The 19,640-nt window shown below is 49.0% G+C and carries 16 protein-coding genes; 15 read left to right on the top strand and 1 reads right to left on the bottom strand.

Annotation, left to right across the window (positions count from 1 at the left end):
• Positions 1-10: 10 nt before the first annotated feature.
• The 15 genes from QFZ77_RS01765 to QFZ77_RS01695 all read left to right on the top strand — a co-directional run bounded on the left by QFZ77_RS01765 (position 11) and on the right by QFZ77_RS01695 (position 18,951).
• A complete protein-coding gene (locus QFZ77_RS01765) occupies positions 11-1,873 on the top strand; it encodes a cache domain-containing sensor histidine kinase (RefSeq protein ID WP_307435288.1) in 1,863 nt (620 codons plus the stop codon).
• Entirely contained in the window at positions 1,870-3,087 is a 1,218-nt protein-coding gene (locus tag QFZ77_RS01760; protein ID WP_307435286.1) for a response regulator transcription factor, read from the top strand. Before QFZ77_RS01765 ends, QFZ77_RS01760 begins: the two co-directional genes overlap by 4 nt.
• Before the next feature lie 314 nt (positions 3,088-3,401).
• A complete protein-coding gene (pucL, locus tag QFZ77_RS01755; protein ID WP_307435282.1) occupies positions 3,402-4,871 on the top strand; it encodes a factor-independent urate hydroxylase in 1,470 nt (489 codons plus the stop codon).
• A complete protein-coding gene (gene uraH, locus QFZ77_RS01750; RefSeq protein ID WP_307435279.1) occupies positions 4,868-5,224 on the top strand; it encodes a hydroxyisourate hydrolase in 357 nt (118 codons plus the stop codon). The genes pucL and uraH overlap by 4 nt, the downstream gene beginning before the upstream one ends.
• A gap of 48 nt (positions 5,225-5,272) precedes the next feature.
• Positions 5,273-6,667, top strand: a complete 1,395-nt coding sequence (locus QFZ77_RS01745) for an allantoinase (protein WP_307435276.1) — start codon at positions 5,273-5,275, stop codon at positions 6,665-6,667.
• A 1-nt stretch (position 6,668) separates the two neighbouring features.
• The gene (locus QFZ77_RS01740; protein WP_307435273.1) at positions 6,669-7,949 is read left to right on the top strand and encodes a Zn-dependent hydrolase; all 1,281 of its coding nucleotides are present in this window, start codon (positions 6,669-6,671) and stop codon (positions 7,947-7,949) included.
• A complete protein-coding gene (locus QFZ77_RS01735; RefSeq protein ID WP_307435270.1) occupies positions 7,936-9,180 on the top strand; it encodes a pyridoxal-phosphate-dependent aminotransferase family protein in 1,245 nt (414 codons plus the stop codon). The genes QFZ77_RS01740 and QFZ77_RS01735 overlap by 14 nt, the downstream gene beginning before the upstream one ends.
• Positions 9,174-10,769, top strand: a complete 1,596-nt coding sequence (gene ggt, locus QFZ77_RS01730; RefSeq protein WP_307435266.1) for a gamma-glutamyltransferase — start codon at positions 9,174-9,176, stop codon at positions 10,767-10,769. The genes QFZ77_RS01735 and ggt overlap by 7 nt, the downstream gene beginning before the upstream one ends.
• Before the next feature lie 34 nt (positions 10,770-10,803).
• Positions 10,804-11,793 (top strand): XdhC family protein, encoded by a 990-nt coding sequence (locus tag QFZ77_RS01725; RefSeq protein WP_307435263.1) that lies wholly within the window; start codon positions 10,804-10,806, stop codon positions 11,791-11,793.
• A gap of 5 nt (positions 11,794-11,798) precedes the next feature.
• Positions 11,799-12,434, top strand: coding sequence for a nucleotidyltransferase family protein (locus QFZ77_RS01720; protein WP_307435260.1), 636 nt, complete (start codon positions 11,799-11,801; stop codon positions 12,432-12,434).
• 597 nt (positions 12,435-13,031) lie between these two features.
• Positions 13,032-13,952, top strand: coding sequence for an FAD binding domain-containing protein (locus QFZ77_RS01715; RefSeq protein WP_307435257.1), 921 nt, complete (start codon positions 13,032-13,034; stop codon positions 13,950-13,952).
• On the top strand, positions 13,936-16,320 hold the full coding sequence (gene pucD / locus QFZ77_RS01710) for a xanthine dehydrogenase subunit D (protein WP_307435255.1): 2,385 nt from the start codon (positions 13,936-13,938) through the stop codon (positions 16,318-16,320). Before QFZ77_RS01715 ends, pucD begins: the two co-directional genes overlap by 17 nt.
• On the top strand, positions 16,313-16,798 hold the full coding sequence (locus tag QFZ77_RS01705) for a (2Fe-2S)-binding protein (RefSeq protein ID WP_307435251.1): 486 nt from the start codon (positions 16,313-16,315) through the stop codon (positions 16,796-16,798). Before pucD ends, QFZ77_RS01705 begins: the two co-directional genes overlap by 8 nt.
• Before the next feature lie 8 nt (positions 16,799-16,806).
• Positions 16,807-17,952, top strand: a complete 1,146-nt coding sequence (locus tag QFZ77_RS01700) for a BMP family ABC transporter substrate-binding protein (RefSeq protein ID WP_307435248.1) — start codon at positions 16,807-16,809, stop codon at positions 17,950-17,952.
• A gap of 21 nt (positions 17,953-17,973) precedes the next feature.
• The gene (locus tag QFZ77_RS01695) at positions 17,974-18,951 is read left to right on the top strand and encodes an aromatic ring-hydroxylating dioxygenase subunit alpha (protein WP_307435245.1); all 978 of its coding nucleotides are present in this window, start codon (positions 17,974-17,976) and stop codon (positions 18,949-18,951) included.
• Positions 18,952-19,056: 105 nt separating this feature from the next.
• Here QFZ77_RS01695 and QFZ77_RS01690 read toward each other — a convergent pair whose 3' ends face one another.
• The gene (locus QFZ77_RS01690) at positions 19,057-19,494 is read right to left on the bottom strand and encodes a hypothetical protein (protein ID WP_307435242.1); all 438 of its coding nucleotides are present in this window, start codon (positions 19,492-19,494) and stop codon (positions 19,057-19,059) included.
• Between the last annotated feature and the right edge of the window lie 146 nt (positions 19,495-19,640).

Here is a 19,640-nt window from a genome sequence, read left to right as displayed (position 1 = left end):
GGTGAAGCGCATGAAGATGTTCAAATGGATTACACTGAATAACTGGCCAATCCGTTATAAGTTAATCATGCACTTCTTACTAATTAGCATTTTGCCTGCGATTTGTCTGGGTATTCTGATTGCGCTAGCGACCGATCGCATTATCGAAAAACAGGTTAATGAGCATACGTCTCAATTAATCGGAAATGTGAATAAATCGCTTGAAGCGTACGCGGGGAATTTGCAGAATATTACCTATTTCACTTCCTTTAACCCACAAGTGAGGCGGTTTCTAAGCGGAGAGCCAACCATCCAGGCAGCGGAAGCCTACGATATGCGGATATTTCTTCAAGGATTTACAACCCTTTACTCGGAAGTGGCGGGTATCTTGGTGGTAAATGCGAAAGGGGATTATATCAGTAACGAAATGTATGCCCGAACAACTCGGAGCCTAACCGAAGAAGGTTGGTATAAGGAAGCTGTTGATCAAAAGGGGATCTTCAGTATCGTAGGTCATCCCTCGGGAAGAAATGTCACCACGCATGTTGACTACAAGGATGAGGATATTGTCTCTGTGGTCAGAGCGATTCTGGATCCCGAAACCCAAGCGGTTAAAGGTGTCATCTTAATTGATTTAAAGCTTAGAGTCATCGCAGAAACCGTGCAGGACGTAAGTTTGGGAAAATCGGGCTACTTAATGGTCATCGATGATAAAGGCGAAAGTATCTACACACCGGAGCATCCCCTTGTGAGCAAGTTTCAGCGAAGTTGGATTGACGAGAATCCCGCGGGTACTTTTTCTAAAACAATTGATGGCACCTACATGCAGTTCATTTATCGGAAATCGGCCTTTACGAATTGGACGACGGTGGGTGTATTTTCAACGCAAGAGACGGTCCGTGAGGTCCGAGAAATCCGCCTTTATTTGATCATGTTTGTTTTCGTTGTATGCTTGCTCGGTATTGCGGCTTCTTATTATTTATCTTATACCATCTCTTTCCCTATTTGGCAGCTAACGTCATTCATGAGGAGAGCAGAGGATGGTAATCTGTCTATACGCTTCAAGGATTCAAGAACGGATGAAGTCGGCATGCTGGGGCGAAGCTTTAACAATATGCTGATGCAAATTACGAAGCTGATCGGTTTGGTCGAAAAGGAGCAGAGGCAAAAGAGGGAAGCGGAACTGCGAAGTCTGCAAGCGCAAATTAAACCGCATTTTTTATACAACACACTCGATACAATTCTATGGTTAGCTCGTAAAAGCGGGGCGCATGAAGTGACAGAAGTGGTCGATTCCCTATCAAGGCTTTTTCGCATTGGTCTTAGCAAGGGGAATGAAGTCATTACGCTTATGGAAGAATTTGAGCACGTGAAGAGCTATCTCATCATTCAAAAAACAAGGTATAAGGAAAAATTGAATTATTCCATTGTCATTGACCCTTCGCTTCATTCGCTTTATGTGCTCAAGTTGATTCTTCAACCGATTGTCGAGAATGCCATCTATCATGGGATTAAAGAGCGCCGTGGACCTGGTAATATCGACATACACGCTCGGAATGAGAATGAAAAAGTGGTCATCACGATTAGCGATAACGGAGCTGGAATGTCCGAGGAAAAGCTGGAACGTTTAAGACGAACCTTGGAAGCAGCCGCTTCTAAATCGAATCCGGCTGTAAGTGAATATAAGCAGGATTCGCCGCCATTAAGCTTGCAGGAATCGTCATTTATAGTAACAAATCCTCAATCTGGTGAGGGGTATGGCTTAACGAATGTACATGAACGAATTGTGATCAGCTTCGGAGAAGCTTATGGGGTATCTATTGAAAGCAAAAGGGGAGAGGGAACAACCGTAACGATTACACATCCTGTGTTAAAAAGAGAGGTGTCCGTATGATCGTAAGTCCGCCCTGGAGAGTATTGATTGCAGATGATGAATCGATCATTCGTGAAGGTATACTAGGTTCATTGAATTGGCAGCAGCTTGGCTTGGAGGTTGTGGCAGAGGCTGAAGACGGTGAAGAGGCCCTAGAGCTTGCACGTAAGCATAATGTTCATATCCTGCTTGTTGATCTCAATATGCCCATAATGAACGGTATGTCCTTGATCAAGCATATTCGTGAGGAGCTGCCGGATTGCAAGATTATCATCATAACCGGACATGACGAGTTTACCTATGCACAAGCAGCTATTCGCCTGAATGTGGATGATTATATCCTCAAACCGGTAAATCCTGCGCAGCTTGCTGATGTTTTAACGAAAATAACGAGGCTGATGGCTTCTTCCTTAGAGAAAGAAGAGCATTTGCAAATGGCTTCCAAACAGATTGAAAGGAACTTCTCGCTATTAAGAGAACGCTTCTGCTTGGAATGGATGGATGGGGTACTTAGTGAGGTTGAGATCAGAGAGCAGCTTGCGTTTCTCAAAATGCCCGATCGAGCGCCGAGCACGCTAGGCGTTATTCAATGGTCTGGGAATTCAAGAGGTAAGGAACTATTATCGGAAAGAGACCGTCAACTATACTTGTTTGCCATTGAAAATATCGTTGAAGAGCTGTTATCTCCCTACACGATGGTCAAATTTCGAGACCATTTGGGGATGCTGGTTGTACTCGTATGGGAACCAGTGTCGGAAGATCATATCGCGAAAATTGATGCAGCTGTGCAAACCTATTTGAAAATATCCATAGCTTCTCAATTCATGACGGGCATTGAAGGCGTAACGGGTGTTTCTAACGTGTATCAGCAAGCAAGAACTTCCTTATATAAAGAAGTCCATCTGTCTCCTTTTGTACGTCTGGCAAAGGATTTCATTGCACACAGATATAGCGACCCTGAGATAACGTTGGAAATGATCGCCAATGAAATGAAGGTATCCCCTGTTTATTTGGGAAGAATATTTAAACAAGAATTAGGTATACCTTTTGTGAATATGCTTACTCATACACGTATTAAACACGCGATTCATTACTTGAGTACAACGGATATGACGATTATTGAGATTTCTGAAAAAGTGGGCTATGACTCTCAACATTATTTCAGTACAGCCTTTAAAAAAGTAGTAGGCATAGCGCCAAATCAGTACCGCAAAGAAGGAACCATGCAGTCATAATTGCCAAGCAAAGATAACAAACATACACCTTAGCTGAAAATGGTCATATGGAAGCGTCAAGCTGTCCTATGAACCAAAGAGCCGAGGTGTATTTTTTTGCATGTCAGTTGATCGAAGCTAAAATATAAGTAGTATACTTTAGCTTCGCATCAACCTTGATGCGAAAAGGTGCAAGCTCACAAAAAAAGTTACTGATGTTATGAAAGTTTACAAACTTTATTCATATAAATTGACCATGATACACAGCGCATTTACAATGAAACAAATCTTGATAAAGAATGGTTGGATTTTCATAGAAATAGAGGTGACGGGTAGTGAAGCTAACACTGCATAAAGTGAATGAATTGAATCAGGAAGATTTCATCGATATGTTCGGCCCTCTATTTGAGCACTCACCTTGGGTGGCAGAGCGGGCATGGAGCTCGCAGCCTTTTGCGACGGAGAAGGAATTGATAAGTGCTTTTGAACGTGAGGTTTGGCTTGCTGGTCGGGTGGACCAGCTTGCGCTGCTTAGAGCGCATCCAGACTTAGGGACGCGAGTGCGGATGACGGATCATTCTGTGCAGGAGCAGTCCGGGGCCGGTTTGAACCAATTAACAGCTGAAGAATATGAACAATTTCTAGCCTACAACAAGAAGTATACGGATACCTTTCAGTTTCCTTTTATAATGGCCGTCAAAGGCCAGACCAAAGAGACGATTCGAGATGCAATTCGCACTCGGATACATCGAGATAAGGAAGAAGAGCTGGGGAAAGCTTTGCAGGAGGTTTGTAAAATCGGGCGGTTTCGCCTAGAGGCTGTGTTAGTCAATGAAGCGGAGGCGAAAGCGATGAAGCAAGCGAACGGATCAGAGAGAATCATGTATTATGGCAAAGGTGATGTATGGGTGTATCGTTCATATGCGAAGCCTCTGACGAATCTGACGTTAATACCGGAATCGGGCTTTACCGGACGTGACAATGTGCTGTTTGGGATGAATATCAAGGTGGCGGTTAGCGGAGAGAAGTTTTTTACTTCTTTCACGGAGGGGGACAACCGGGTGGTTGTTGCCACGGACTCGATGAAAAATTTCATCCTGCGCAAAGCAGGAGAGTATGAAGGTGCTACTGCCGAAGGGTTTCTGGAGTTCGCCGGCCGCGACTTTCTAGAGACGTACCCACAGATGACAGGTGTGAAAATGACAGCTGATCAAGTATCTTTTGAAGTGCTGCCAGTTCCTGGTGCAAAAGGATTTGACGGTAGTGATCTGGTATATCGTTATTCGCAAAATGAACATCCGACTGCGCTGGTTGAAGTCGTGCGCACGGATGAGGGGATTGCTGTCGTGGAACATGCAGGCGGCATCGCCGACTTGAAGCTGATTAAAGTAAAAGGAAGTTCCTTTGCGGGCTTCGTTCGAGATGAGTATACGACGCTTCCGGAATCTTTTGACCGTCCTTTATTTATTTTCTTAGATATGGCTTGGAGTTATGAAGAAGTGGCGGATGCACTAGACTCTGACCTTGGACGCTATGTGGCTGCTGAGCAAATTCGTGATATTGCGCATACCGTATTCCATGAGCAGCATTCACCGTCGATTCAAAATCTTATTTATCGAATCGGGCAGCGCTCGCTCACTCGTTTTCCTCAATTAAAAGAAATTCGTTTTGAATCTAACAATCGCACGTGGGAAACGATTTTGGAGCAAGCTTCCGTTGGTGAGGGTAAGGTGTTTACAGAGCCTAGACCGCCGTATGGTTTCCAAGGTTTTTCCATGACAAAGAGTGATCTGGAGGGCCTATGAGCGCTGGTTTAACATCGCACGTACTGGATATTAGTAGTGGACGACCGGCTAGTGGAGTGCGGATTGATTTGTTTCGTCTTCAAGACGGGCGCTCAGATATTCTTCACTCGGAAGTGACGAATGCGGATGGCCGCCTTCAGGGGCCGATGCTTTGCGGGGATGATTTTACAACAGGAATTTACGAGCTAGTCTTTCATATAGGAGATTATTTCAGAGGAATTGGCACTGAGCTTGCAGAGCCTGCATTCCTGGATCAAGTACCGGTTCGGTTTGGCATATCGGCCAAAGATGCTCATTATCATGTGCCGCTTCTCATCGCGCCATGGGGTTATAACACATATCGAGGAAGTTAACGCTGGCAGGATGGCTGCGGCATGAAAGACTCCGAGGGAGGGATTCGTATGACTAACCAATTTGACCTCGTAATTCGGAAGGGTACTGTAGTCCTGAGAGATGAAGTATGCCAGTTAGACATCGGTATTCAAGGTGGCAAAATTGCTGCGCTAGGCGAAAACCTCGTATACTCGGAGGATACACCTGTCTATGATGCGGAGCATTTGCACATTATGCCGGGGATGGTTGATGTGCATGTTCATTTCAATGAACCAGCACTCGGTCACTGGGAAGGGTTTGCTACCGGATCATCAGCGTTAGCGGCTGGCGGATGCACGACCTATATCGACATGCCGCTGAATGGCGTGCCTCCTACTGTTCGGCTAAGTGCACTTGAACGGAAGCTTGCAGCAGCTGAAGGTATATCTGTTGTTGATTATGCCCTCTGGGGTGGACTTGTTCCTGGCAATGTGGGCAATCTACAAGAGCTGGCTGAAGCAGGCGTTATTGGATTTAAGGCGTTCATGTCCTGTCCTGGCGGAGAAGGGGAAGATATCTTCGCTGAGGTGGACGACCTGACCCTCTATGAAGGGATGAAAGAAATTGCCCGTTTGGGACTAGTGCTCGCACTTCATGCCGAGAGCGAGGAGATCGTATCCAAGCTGGCTGCGCAGGCACTTGCGGAAGGCAGACTCGGGGCGCTGGACTTCGTCGCGACGAGACCAATTGCAGCGGAGCTGGAAGCGGTGAACCGCGCTCTGCTCTTCGCCGAGGAGACGGGCTGCAAGCTGCACTTCGTGCATATCAGCAGCGCGGAAGCTGTGCAGACCATCACGGAGGCGAAGGCCAAAGGGCTGGACGTCACAGTGGAAACGTGTCCGCATTATTTAGTGCTTACTAGCGCCGATTTGGAGCGGCTAGGATCGGTTGCCAAATGTGCGCCTCCGCTGCGCACATCGGAGGATCAAGCTCATCTGTGGGCAGCGCTAGTAGATGGACGGCTAGACATCCTCGCCTCGGATCATTCGCCTTGCCCAACTCATATGAAGGAAGGGGATTTCTTCGAGGCGTGGGGCGGTATATCCGGCGCGCAAAGCTCGCTGGAGCTTATGCTGGATGAAGGCTACCTACGCAGAGAGGTGCCGCTTCCTATGTTGTCGCGGATGCTGTCCCTTGAGCCGGCTAAGCGTTTTGGGCTGCATCCCCGCAAAGGTGAAATCGCTTTAGGTGCGGACGCTGATCTAGCTCTAGTGGATATGAAGCTAAGTTATTCGCTTCAAGAGAGTGATCTGCTTTACCGCCATAAACATAGCCCTTATGTAGGGAAAGAGTTCGGATGTCGGGTGAAGGCGACCTTCTTACGAGGTAGTAAAGTGTATGAGCTTGGTGAAGGGGTAGTGGAGAAAGCAGACGGGATTTGGATGCGCCACTCGGCAGTGAACGGAGGTGAGGATGGTGGCTAAAATGACACCGAACTCGCTGGATTTGCTGTCACAATACGCCGAGCAGATGCTCGAAGTACTTGAGTGGCTTTCCTCGTATGGCGCCGACCCAGATGGGGGAGTCACCCGTTTGCTATATACGAAGCCATGGCTGCAGGCGCAGCAGGCTCTTACCCAGAAGATGCACGAGTTGGGGCTGGAAGCAGGCTTCGATGCCGTTGGTAATGTTTTCGGAAAACTGCAAGGGAATAACCTTGCTTTGAAGCCAATACTCACAGGTTCACATGTAGACACGGTGAAAAACGGCGGTAAATACGATGGGGCATACGGCGTAGTTGCCTCCATGATGGCACTTGGTTATTTGCAGGCGGTTTATGGGACGCCCAAGAGGACACTAGAAGTCGTTTCGTTCTGTGAGGAAGAGGGAAGTCGCTTCCCGTTGGCTTATTGGGGCTCTGGACATGTAACTGGTGTGAGGTCGCTGACTGGAGTCTCGGGAATTGCTGATCTTGAAGGTGTGACGCTGCTTGGGGCGATGAAGCAAGCTGGATTCGACACTGCAAGTGTAGGTGAAAACCCTGCGAAGCGCGAAGATATAGGAGCATATATTGAGATTCATATCGAACAAGGCTCAGTCCTGGAGTATAATCAGAAGCAAATTGGCGTTGTTACAGCGATCGTAGGTCAAATAAGGTTGACAGTAGTAGTAACGGGCACCTCGAATCATGCCGGAACAACACCGATGACGATGCGAAAAGATGCTCTTGCAGGAGCTGCGGAAATGGTGGCTCTGACCGAGCGGATGGCGCTGGAGGAGTGGGAACCGCTTGTAGCTACCGTTGGTCGTTTGGAAGTAAAGCGGGGAACCTCGAACGTGGTACCGGGGGAAGTTGAATTTACGCTGGATATTCGGCATACTGACGAGTGGAAGATGGATGCTTTTCGTGTGAGATTGCTAGCTGAGTTTGAAGTAATCGCGAAGCGAAGAGATCTTCAAATAGATACGACCTTTAATTTACATGCTTCGCCTGTGGCTATGCATGAAGGGATTTCAGCAGAAATTGAAGCTGCCTGTGATACCCAAGGGTTCGAGAGTATGCGGCTGCCTAGCGGGGCAGGGCATGATGCTCAGTTGTTTGGACCGATATGTCCGACAGCGATGATCTTTGTTCCAAGTCGCGCTGGCATTAGCCACAGTCCTGAAGAGTTTACGGAACCGGCCGAACTGGTCGCTGGGTTCCAAGCACTGGTGCATGTGTTATACCAATATGGCTATGGGGGGAAAGTAGATGAAATCTTATAAAGACTTGTCGCCCTCGCTGCGAACGATAATGACCCCTGGACCTGTGGAGGTCGACCCGCGGGTACTGCGGGCGATGTCATATCCGATTCTGGGACAGTTCGATCCTGAATTCACTGAACTGATGAATGAGACGATGGAAATGCTTCGCGATGTATTTCAAACAAAAAATCAATGGGCTTTTCCAATAGATGGCACCTCGCGTTCGGGTATTGAGGCTGTTCTAGTGAGTGTGATTGAACCGGGGGACAAGGTGCTTGTTCCTATCTATGGCCGCTTCGGCAATCTGCTTGTCGAAATCTCGGAGCGCTGCGGTGCAGAGGTTGTCCTGCTAGAGAGAGAGTGGGGCACGGTGTTCGAGCCTGAGGAAATCATCGAAGCCATACACCGGGAAAAGCCGAGCATTGTAGCGATCGTTCATGGCGAAACTTCCACGGGTTGTATCCAACCGTTTGATGGCATCGGAGCAGCCTGCCGTGAAGTGGATGCCCTGCTTGTTGTGGATGCAGTCGCTACGATTGGCGGAGTCCCAGTTAAGACAGACGAATGGCAGCTGGATGCTGTTATCGGCGGAACGCAAAAGTGTTTATCCGTCCCTTCCGGCATGTCGCCAATCACGTATAACGAACGTGTTGAAGCCAAGGTAATGCGACGCAAAACGATTGAGCGGGGACTGCGTGAGAAAGGTTCGGCGGTGTCAGCTGGGAAGCCAGTCGCAAGCAATTATTTCGACCTCGGCCAGCTCCAGGACTATTGGAGTCCGAAACGGCTCAATCATCATACGGAGGCAACTTCGATGCTGTACGCTTTGCGCGAGGGCTTGCGTCTTGTCCTGCAGGAAGGCCTAGAGGAGCGATACCGTCGTCATCAGCGTCATGAGGCTGCGTTAGTTGCAGGCCTTCAAGCAATGGGCTTATCGCTATATGGGAATCCGGACTGTAAGCTGACGGTTGTGACCTGCATCCGTATTCCAGATGGAATCGCTGGTGAATCTGTACGTTCGATGCTGTTAAACAGTTTCGGTATTGAAATCGCCAGTTCTTTCGGACCTCTGAAGGGTCAAATTTGGCGAATCGGCACGATGGGCTTTAGCTGTAATCAAAAGAATGTGCTCCACGTGCTTGGAGCACTGGAAGCAGTTCTCCTCTGGCACGGCGCCGATATTACAATCGGCAAGGCTTTGCAAGCAGCGTTAACGTTATATGCTCGTAAAGAGGAGGAGCTGCCATGTTAAACATCATGCCGCGAGCTGAGCGAGCTATGATTGCTACGCCTCATTATTTGGCTAGCAGTGTGGGGAGTGCTATTTTACAGCAGGGAGGCAATGCGTTTGATAGCGCGATTGCGATCAGTGCGACACTTGGAGTCGTCTACCCGCATATGACTGGGCTTGGCGGGGATGCCTTTTTCCTCATGCACGATGCTGCGACGGGTACATTTACAGGATTTAATGGAAGCGGGAAGTCAGCTGCGCAGGCGACGCCTGATTTTTACAAGGATAAAGGGTTACATGCGATTCCCCAAAGAGGAATTCTAAGCGCGATAACCGTTCCGGGAATGGTGGATGCCTGGTGGCAAGTATGGGAGAAGTACGGGAAGCTGTCGTGGGAGAAGCTGCTCGATCCAGCTATTGCTTATGCGGAAAATGGTTTTCCTATCTCGCGAAATTTGCTTTTTTGGATGCGCAAGGACGAGGCTTTCATTCGGGCTTCTGAGCAGTTGAGTGCTTTGTATATGGCGAACGGCGAGCTTTTGAAAGAAGGGGATCGTCTTGTCCAGAAAGACATGGCCCATACGTTACGTCAGGTACAACGTGAAGGCAGAGAAGCCTTTTATAAGGGTTCTTTGATGCAAACGGTTGTTGACAGCATTCAGCGGGATGGTGGATTGCTGCAGGAAGATGATTTCCGTATTTATTCGGGTGAATGGGTGGAATTGCTTTCGACAACCTACCGTGGGTATGACATTTATCAAATGCCGCCGAATTCACAAGGATTCACAGCGCTAATGATGATGAATATGCTGGAAAATATAGAAGTTAGTGCGGTTCCGCGGGCCTCCGCGAATTTTTATCATATAATGTCCGAAGTGATCAAAAAGGCGTTCAAAGACCGTGATCTTTACTTGACGGATCCCCGTTTTCGGGAAATTCCGCTGGAGCGTCTGCTTTCTAAAGCCTATGCGGCGGAGCTCTGGAATGAGATTCAAGCGGAGCCGCTCAAGGTGAGTGAGCACCTGTCACCAGCGATCGGGCAGGATACGGCCTATGCGGCTGTTGTTGATGATGAAGGGAATTCGGTTTCGTTTATACAAAGCTTATATTTCGACTTCGGCGCTGCTTATGTACCTGGAGATACAGGCATTATTATGCAAAATCGAGGTTCTTATTTCTCGCTGGATCCCGCATGCGCAAACGTTCTAGAGCCTAACAAAAGGTCATTTCATACGTTAATGCCTGCGATGGTGAGCAAAGAGGGGAAACCTTATATGCTTTTCGGTACACAAGGTGGAGAAGGTCAGCCGCAAACACAGCTTTCCATTCTGACAGGCGTGCTGGATTATGGTTTATCCATTCAAGAAGCCATATCGCTACCGCGTTGGGTTTACGGCCGTACATGGGGGGAAGATGGCGATGCGCTGAAGCTCGAGCACCGTCTGGACGGCGATGTGTATGCGCGTTTGAAAAAATGGGGACATCGTGTTGAACCCGTGAACCCTTGGGATGGGATTATGGGGCAAGCGCAGGGCATTGTTATTGATGAGAAAGGTTTCATGAGCGGTGCTGCGGATCCTCGGGGTGACGGTTTAGCGATCGGTTGGTAGGACGATAAATCCATAAAGCGAGGTGCGATGAGTGATGGAGGCTTATGACATTTTGCAAGCGGTGGAGAGTAATGCGCATGCGCGTGTATTAGCGACGGTTATTCATGTGGAAGGTCATGCTTATCGCAAGCAAGGGGCAGTTATGCTGCTGATGGCGGATGAAAGCTCGCTAGGTAGCATTTCTCCAGGCTGCTTGGAAGCGGATCTATCGGCATACGTACCTGCTGTATGGGAGTCGCAAAAACCGCAAATGGTGGAGTACGACATGAGACCGGCAGACGATTTCGGCTGGGGTGAAACGATTGGCTGCGGCGGGTTGATTCGTATCCTGCTGGAGCCTGTTTCCGGGGAGCTGCTTGTTAACTTACTGGTGGTGAAAGCTAGCTTGGATCGCGGGGAGGCCATGCAGCTGCTGCGTACATTCTCGGATGGGTATTCGAATATAACCTATACGTTGTGTGATCTCGATGGGGGAGTACCTTCAGACCGACACTCTGTGTACGTCTCGTTGTTTACGCCGAAGCCGAGGGTTATTGTGTTTGGGGCGAATCCAGATGCGATTCCGCTAGCCCAAATGGCGGTAAGTGTTGGGTTTCGCGTGGTCGTAGCAGACTGGCGGGAAGCTTACTGCAATGCGGAGCGTTTTCCGGAGTCGGAGACGGTCGTGGCTTTTCCTGAGCAATTGGGGGAACAACTAAAGCTGAATGCGCAGGATTATGTCATTGTCATGAGTCACCAGTTTGAGAAGGATACAGCATTCGTACGAGGAGTTATGGAATCAAGTCTGCGTTACCTCGGTATCATGGGTTCGAGGGATCGAACGGAGAAGATGCTTGAAGGACTAGAGCGGCCGGAGTGGCTGCATTATCCCGTTGGTTTAAACATTGGCTCAGAAGGCCCTGTTGAAAATGCAGTCAGCATAGTAGCTGAATTGATACGTATGAAGCGTGGTGTTCGCACGACTGGAGAGTGGACCTCCTCTGTAGCCATGGGGCGAGATACCCAAAGCTGCCGCCCTTGGTGAGCGCTGTGAAGAGGAAGGTCGTTGGTGTATATTTGGCGGCAGGCAGCAGCAGACGGATGGGGACAGCGAAGCAGTCGTTAGAAATGGCTGAAGGCGTACGGCTTGGCGGGGTTGCTTTGCTGCAAGCTCTTCATTCCGAACTGCATAGTGTGGTTGTTGTCGTTCGTGAATGTGATTCCTTGGATTGGTTGCCAGAAGAAGCTCACATGCACATATTATTGGGCAGGTGCCTGATTGAGATATGTGCGGATGCTGAACGCGGGATGGCGCACTCGCTGCGCACGGGGATCCTGGTGGCGGAAGAGATGAGTGCAGATGGCATCTTAGTCCTGTTGGCGGATCAGCCTTTCGTAGATGGTCAGATGCTATTTCGCCTTACGAATGCGTTTAATAAGGAAGCGGGCTACGATTATATCGCCAGCGGGGATAAGGGGATGCCGAAGCCTCCTGTTATTTTGGGGCGAGGGATGTGGTCGGCTGCTGCTGCTTTGGAAGGGGATACCGGAGCGCGATCCTTGTTTCACTTGCCAGCGTACCGCGGTCAAATTGTGGAAGAGGAAAACCAGTTGAAGTTTATGGATGTTGATACATTGGATCGTTATGAACAGGCTAAAAAAATATTTTCGCACCAATATATGTGAACTTAAATAACATAAAAGAAGGATCGAGTGCATTATTACTAATAATGCGCTATTTTTTTATACAAAAACACAAAAACGTGTTAAGTAAGTTGACGTAGTTTTTGAATATTGTTTATAGTATATCTAATTTATATGCGGATGGCTTTTGAAAAACGGAGTATTGGAAAAAATTCAATTTAGAGACATTCATCTTTCGTGAGGGTAGAGGGGCTATAGAGTTACCCATGTTGTATTTTATACAACAATTCACACGCCTAAAGGTTATTTTGCAACTTGAAGTTGCACTTTTTTGTACAACATTTCGAGCCCATTTGTTGCGAAATGGCATTTATAGGACCCAATTGTTGTACATGATGCAACAATAAAGGGAGAGAGGCGAGATTTAGGCAGTAATTGTTGCACTTTTTACAACATCATTTAACCGCGAATAGGGATTCATTCATCGGGCAACCTCAACCCAGCATATATGACGATTGAATCCCGATTTAAGACACCGCTAAATGATTACAACTTCTATTGAGATTATCCATTAGAAGTGGCTTGAAGCAAGACAATAACGAACCAATCGTATCTATTGTGATTTAAGGAGGGTTGTTCATGTCAGTTCCTTTGTATCAGCTGCCAGAGCAGCAGCCTTCAGTATGGCAGCCTACGAGCGTAGCGGAAGCCATGCGTATGAAGCATAAATGGGGAGATGACTCGGTACTCATTGCTGGGGGCACCTGGCTCCGTACGCGCTGGGAAAACGGTCTTTCACCGCTCCCACAGCATCTGATTAGCCTTGGTAATATCTCATTGCTATCGGGATTAACGGTCGATTCTCTTGGACACATTCATATAGGGCCAGCTCTTTGTTTAGCAGATTTGATGAAAAATGAGCTGGTTAGGCAACGATGCGGGCTCCTAGTGCAAGCCTGCTCTGAGATCGCAGCGCCCTCTGTACGAAATTTAGCCACTATCGGAGGCAACGTAATGTCACGAACGGGGGACCTCATTCCTGTGTTGCTTGTAATGGATGCCCAAATCATTTGCTCGGATGGGCAGAATGAACGTTCACTGGCGCTGACGGAGTGGCTGGAAAGTCCGATTTCGTCCCAGAACGAGGTAATGACAGGGATCGTGGTGCCAACGGCGGCTCCGTTAGGTGTTGAAGAGGAGAATAAGTATGAGTTTTATCTTAAGGTGGGACGAAGAGAAGCGTTCACCCCATCGGTTGTAACAGTAGCTGGAAGGCTGTCTCTAGGAAAGGATGGAGCCCTCACAAGCATTGCATTAGCTGCGGGCGGAGGAAGCGCTGTTCCAGCAAGGTTTAAGGATCTGGAGGCCGCTGCCATGGGTCAGCCTTTATCCAAGGAGCTTCTGAAGTATCTGCATAAGGGTTTGCTCACGGAATTCGATGCTGTGGCTGATGATTATGCCGGTGTTACTTATCGCAAGCAGACAGCGGCCAATCTCATCGTTTCTGAGTGCTATAAAGCGTGGCAAAAAGGGGGCGGAGCGGATGCTCCTAAGTCGTGATACGTATGCGAATAAGTGGATTATCCGACCTGACGGTGAAGAAAAGGTAACCGGAAAGCTCCGATATCTCACGGATTTAACAGCACCCGGCATGCTGCATGGGAAAGTGCTTCGAAGTCGTTACCCCCATGCATGGATTCTTTCCATCGATACAAGCAAGGCGATAATGACTCCGGGTGTGCGCGTCGTGGTAACGGCAGAGGATGTGCCTGGTATGAATTTATTCGGCATTGCTTTCCCGCATCAGCCTGTGTTCTGTCATGATCGCGTTCGTTACATTGGGGACGCTTTGGCGGCGGTAGCTGCGGATACGGAAGAGATCGCTGAATATGCGCTTAGCCTGATTGAGGTTGTTTATGAGCCATTGCCTGTTGTAGATGATCCAGAAACGGCGCTAGACGCGGGTGCGATTAGGCTGCATCCCGATGGCAATCTGCTGCACCGAACGAGCTTGAAGCATGGGGAGGCAGAAACGGCGTTCGAGGGATGTGCACATATTGTTGAGGAGACGTATTTTACGCCTCGTCAAATGCACACCTATATGGAAACGGAGGGCGGCTTGTTTATCCCAGAGGATGATGGCCGATTGACGGTTTACTCGCCGACGCAGCATGGTTACAAGGATCGGATGCAGCTATCAAGGATTCTAGGGATGGCTGAGGAGCAGATTCGGGTAGTATCCAGTCCGATCGGCGGGTCGTTCGGCGGTAAGGATGAACTCAATGTGCAGCCCTTCGGTGCCCTTATGGCACTGAAGACGGGATCACCGATCAAAATGCACAATTCGCGACGTGAATCCGTCATATCTGGCATCAAACGGCATCCGATGCGGATTAAGATGAAGACCGGCGCGGATAAAGAGGGGCGTCTCATCGCACATCAAGTCAGCATTCTTGCTGATACAGGCGCCTATGCAACCTTGGGTTGTGAGGTCTTGAATTTTGCTACGGAACATGCGATAGGACCTTATAACATCCCGAATGTAGATGTTCAGGGGACGAGTGTATATACGAATAACGGCGTGTCCGGTGAGTTTCGGGGCTTCGGCGGCAATCAGGTGATTTTTGCCGTTGAGAGCCAAATCGAGCGGTTAGCAGAGAAGCTCGGTATGGACTCCTGGGAGCTGCGTAAGCAGAACTTGCGCGCTCCGGGCGACCCGGGGCCAATGGGGCAGAAGATTGTGCAAACCGAGGGCGCGAGCCAAGTGTGGAGTAAGGTGATGGAGTCGCCGCTCTGGGCGAAGCGCGGGAAGCTGAAGCGGGAAGGCGATGGAAAGGTACAGCAAGGCATGGGCGAGAAGCAGCAGGATCAAGCGGAGAGGCTGCAGGGTGACGAGCGGAATGACAAGGGCGAAGATCAAGCCCCGTGGATCTGCCGGGGCGTCGGCGCAGCGATGGTGATGCACGGCGCCGGGCTCGGCCTAGGCATCCCGGATCACTCCGGCGGACGCATCGAGCTTACGCCGGAGGGCAAGATCCAAGCCTCCTTCGGCTTCGAGGAGTTCGGGCAAGGGCTCTATGCAGCGCTCACGTTGATGCTGCAAGACTTCTTCGGCTGCACCGCCGAAGACATCCGCATCGTCATCGGCGATACGGATCGCGTGCCGAGCAGCGGATCCAGCACCGCTTCGCGCGCCACCACGATGATGTGGCGCGCACTGCAGCGTCTGAAGCCGCCGTTCGTGCAGGCGCTGCTTCAGCAGGCGTCTGCACTCGCCGGCCTCGCAGCCGAAGAACTGGCAACCGGCGCAGGCGGGATTCATCGCAAGGGCGATGAATCGGGCAAGCCGGTTGTGACGTATGCGGAGTTGGCGGAGGCTGCTGAGGCAGCAGCCCAGCCGATCATCGCGCATACGGAGTTCGACTACCCGACGACGCCGGAAGGGCTGGTCGGCGCTCATTATTTATACTCCTACGCATCCGTCATCGTGGAAGTGGAAGTGAACATGCTGACGGGGCGAGTGAAGGTGCTGCAAACCGATCACGTCATTGCAGCAGGTCCTGTTATTAATCCGATGGGGTTCCTCGGACAGATTGAGGGCGGCAGCGTAATGGCGTTGGGATACACATTGACTGAGGATGCCGTCATGAAGGAAAGCAATTACGTCCGGCATAATTTGGACACGTACCTAGTTCCAACCTTCAAGGACAGCCCTCATACCATTCGGGTAGAAGCGATTGAAGATTTGCCCGAGGATGATACATTTGGCCCGCGTGGGGTTGGCGAAATCGGCTCCGTCGGTTTGGCCCCGGCCATTACCGCAGCGGTCCGGCAAGCAACGGGTATTTGGGTAAATCGACTTCCGATTTCACCGGAAAACATCGTGCAGTCCATCGACTGGTTAGAAGGGGTGGAGGCCATTGATTAATACAACTTATGTGCTTGAATGTTCCATTAACGGTAAGGCTGTCGCGGTACCGGTCCCTGCTTCCAAACGGATGTCGGATATCCTGCGCGATGACTTGCTTTTAACAGGAACCAAAGTTTCTTGTGAGATAGGACGATGCGGGGCCTGCATGGTACTGCTTGATGGTAAACCCGTTAATTCTTGCCTGCTTATGGCTTATCAAGCGGCGGGTAAGGAAGTGACGACCATTGAGGGGATATCGGCGGGGGGAGAGCTGCATCCCGTTCAGCAAGCTATGTTAGAGGAAGGAGGGCTCCAGTGCGGTTATTGTACCGCTGGTATGGTCGTTACGCTTACGGCTTTATGGGAAAAGAATCCTACCCCGACTAGGGCGGAGGCCGAAGAGGCACTGTGTGGCAATTTATGCCGATGCACGGGCTATGAAGGCATTTTCAGAGCTGTAGAAAGATGTGGTTTGTCGATAAAAAGAGAGGGGTAGAAGCCATTATGACAAAAAAATGGATGTTTTCCTTAACAGCTATCTTACTTATGATCCTAACTGCTTGCTCTGGACAATCAACAACGACTAGCATCACGACCGCACCTAATGCGTCCCCTGCTTCAACCCCAGCTGGCAGTACAGCGCCACAGGCGGAGAAAAAGCTGCCTAGAGTCGCCTTTGTCTATATCGGTGTTCCAGGTGATGGAGGCTGGACTTACGAGCACGATCAAGGCCGTTTAATGTTGGAAAAAGAGCTAGGCATCAAAGCGACAACGGTTGAAAATATTCCTGAAGGTCCTGATGCAGAGCGTGTTTTTGAAGAGTTGGCACAGAAGAACGATATTATTTTCGGAACGTCCTTTGGATATATGGACCCGATGTACAATGTAGCTCAAAAGCACCCGAAGGTCACATTTCTACACGCAACTGGCTATAAAACACTGCCTAACCTAGGGACATACATGGGGCGCGAATACCAAAGTGCGTATCTCGTAGGTATGGCGGCCGGTAAAATAACCAAGAACAATCACATGGGTTATGTCGGTGCATTCCCAATCCCAGAAGTTATTTATACCATTAATGCTTTCACCCTTGGCGCACAAAGCGTTAATCCGGATATTGATGTGTCTGTGGTTTGGAGCAATACTTGGTTCGATCCGGCGACAGAGAAGCAAGCTGCGATTTCTTTACTGGATAAAGGCGTTGACATTTTGGCTGCGTACCAAGATTCACCTGCAAGTATTCAAGCGGCAGCGGAACGCAAAGTGTGGGGGATCGGAAACGACTCGGATATGGGCCGATTTGCGCCTGAGACATATATTTCTAACCCGAAATGGAACTGGGGACCTTACTATGTGCAGACCGTTAAAAGTGTCATGGATGGGACTTGGAAATCCGGCGCGTATTTCGGAAGCATGAAAGAAGGCATTACAGATATAGCTCCTCTAGGTAAAAATGTGCCAGCCGACGTTAAAGCTCTTGTTGAGAAGAAGAAGCAAGATATCTTGAACGGTACCTTCGAAGTATTCCAAGGACCTATCGTGGATCAAGATGGCAAGACGCGTTTTGAACAGGGTAAAAAGATGACAGACGAAGAGATATTGGGCACAACCTGGTTTGTTAAGGGCATTAAAGGTGTCATTCCGAAATAAGTGTGAGAGGACGTTAGGGCGATGACGATACAAGATATTGCTTTGATTGACGAGTGGCATCCGGTGTTGTTGTCGTCAGATCTGCTAGAAAAGCCTATACCTGTCATCGTGTTAGGCGAAAAAGTGGCTGTATTCCGTACTTCGCAAGGCGTCCACGCCTTCAAGGACTTATGTATTCATCGGGGAGTACCATTATCACTGGGTAAAGTGAAGGGGGATGAACTCGTCTGTGCTTACCACGGTTGGTCATACAACGGCTGCGGTACTTGTACGCGAATTCCGTCTCTGCCCGCTGATCGAGCGATTCCCTCCAAGGCGAAAGCGTTCGTCTACGCATGTGTAGAGGCACACGGTTTCATCTGGGTGAGCTTAGGCACACCGGTTCATTCTCTGCCAAAAGTGAGTGCGTTTATCCCTGACGGCTTCAAAGAAGTCATCATGGGACCTTACACCCTGCAAGCTGCAGGACCTCGTATCATTGAGAACTTCCTCGACGTATCCCATCTAATGTTTGTTCATGAGGGTTTGCTAGGTGATAGTGAATTTGCTGAAATTGGGGATTATCAGGTTTACGAGGAGGACGGTGTCCTTACTTCAGAGGAAATTATCGTCTATCAACCTGATCCGGATGGAACGGGGCGCGGCGTACATAGCCGATACGTTTACGAAGTGTTCGGTCCGCTCTGTGTCGCTTTTACCAAAAGAGATCGCGATACGGATCATATCTTCCGGTTGTTCTTGATGGTGCTGCCGGAAACGGAGCAAATGAGCAAAGCGTTCATGTTGAAGCAGAGGAACTATGCTTATGAGGAACCTGACGAGGTTTTCGTTCAATTTCAGGATCTGCTCATTGAGCAGGATCGAGAAATGGTTGAAAACCAGAAGCCTGAGCTGCTTCCGCTCGATCTTCAAGCGGAGCTGCATCTGAATACAGATCGCTTGAGCATCGCGTACCGTAAGCTGCTTCGGGAACTGGGCGTCACCTTCGGGACGGCTTAGGGGTTAGAATGAGTGCTGCGGTGCATAGGAGAATAACCGGAATGGTTCTTCTCTTGTGTGCCGCAGCGTTTTTTTGAACGTAGTGATTTCATTATGTTTTCCTCGTTATCTTTTTTTCCTGTTATTCTTAATCAGCGTCATTCTCCTGGAATGGCGCAGCCAAGAATAGTAGGCTCGTAAGTCACGCAATTCCATGGTTTTAGACATAAATCCGAGGAAGGTGATGACAATCATTCTATGTAAGGGCCTGCCGATTAGATCGGTTTCTTTCTCAACCTCAGTAAATTGCACAACCATTAGTAAATCATCATCGATAACGTATACTTCTTCTTCGTTGCGGTAGTAGGACGCTATTTTGCCGCTCTTAAGCTTATCCCACAAATACGTACATATATCCTCAAGCTTTGTTTGTTCACCTTCCACACGAGTGATCCATCGACTATGGGCATGATGGGTGATGACAATATCGGCGATCTTTTTATCAGCTAGTTCGATATAGAAGGGGTCATAGGTACTCCATCGGCTCATTGTTTTATCTTTCATACCTTGAACTCCTTTCTTCTCATCCATATTAAGAACCAAGTGTGTTTTTCCATATATATACTTATTATCATAAAGTTAACTTGTTTCAAGGGCATCACATAAATCATTTCACTGATTTCAACCTATTTTTCGTACTTGTGTAAAAC

The organism is Paenibacillus sp. V4I3 (assembly GCF_030817215.1).
Classification (GTDB): domain Bacteria; phylum Bacillota; class Bacilli; order Paenibacillales; family NBRC-103111; genus Paenibacillus_E.
The sequence above is the reverse complement of the archived record's forward strand: the minus strand, read 5'-3'. Positions and strand labels throughout refer to the sequence as shown.

What these genes read in the sequence shown, in the direction of transcription:
- QFZ77_RS01765 (WP_307435288.1), top strand. Translation starts at nt 11, where the DNA reads ATGAAGATGTTCAAATGGATTACACTGAATAACTGGCCAATCCGTTAT.
- QFZ77_RS01760 (WP_307435286.1), top strand. Translation starts at nt 1,870, where the DNA reads ATGATCGTAAGTCCGCCCTGGAGAGTATTGATTGCAGATGATGAATCG.
- uraH (WP_307435279.1), top strand. Translation starts at nt 4,868, where the DNA reads ATGAGCGCTGGTTTAACATCGCACGTACTGGATATTAGTAGTGGACGA.
- QFZ77_RS01745 (WP_307435276.1), top strand. Translation starts at nt 5,273, where the DNA reads ATGACTAACCAATTTGACCTCGTAATTCGGAAGGGTACTGTAGTCCTG.
- QFZ77_RS01740 (WP_307435273.1), top strand. Translation starts at nt 6,669, where the DNA reads ATGACACCGAACTCGCTGGATTTGCTGTCACAATACGCCGAGCAGATG.
- QFZ77_RS01735 (WP_307435270.1), top strand. Translation starts at nt 7,936, where the DNA reads ATGAAATCTTATAAAGACTTGTCGCCCTCGCTGCGAACGATAATGACC.
- ggt (WP_307435266.1), top strand. Translation starts at nt 9,174, where the DNA reads ATGTTAAACATCATGCCGCGAGCTGAGCGAGCTATGATTGCTACGCCT.
- QFZ77_RS01725 (WP_307435263.1), top strand. Translation starts at nt 10,804, where the DNA reads ATGGAGGCTTATGACATTTTGCAAGCGGTGGAGAGTAATGCGCATGCG.
- QFZ77_RS01715 (WP_307435257.1), top strand. Translation starts at nt 13,032, where the DNA reads ATGTCAGTTCCTTTGTATCAGCTGCCAGAGCAGCAGCCTTCAGTATGG.
- pucD (WP_307435255.1), top strand. Translation starts at nt 13,936, where the DNA reads ATGCTCCTAAGTCGTGATACGTATGCGAATAAGTGGATTATCCGACCT.
- QFZ77_RS01700 (WP_307435248.1), top strand. Translation starts at nt 16,807, where the DNA reads ATGACAAAAAAATGGATGTTTTCCTTAACAGCTATCTTACTTATGATC.
- QFZ77_RS01695 (WP_307435245.1), top strand. Translation starts at nt 17,974, where the DNA reads ATGACGATACAAGATATTGCTTTGATTGACGAGTGGCATCCGGTGTTG.
- QFZ77_RS01690 (WP_307435242.1), bottom strand. Translation starts at nt 19,494, where the DNA reads ATGAAAGATAAAACAATGAGCCGATGGAGTACCTATGACCCCTTCTAT.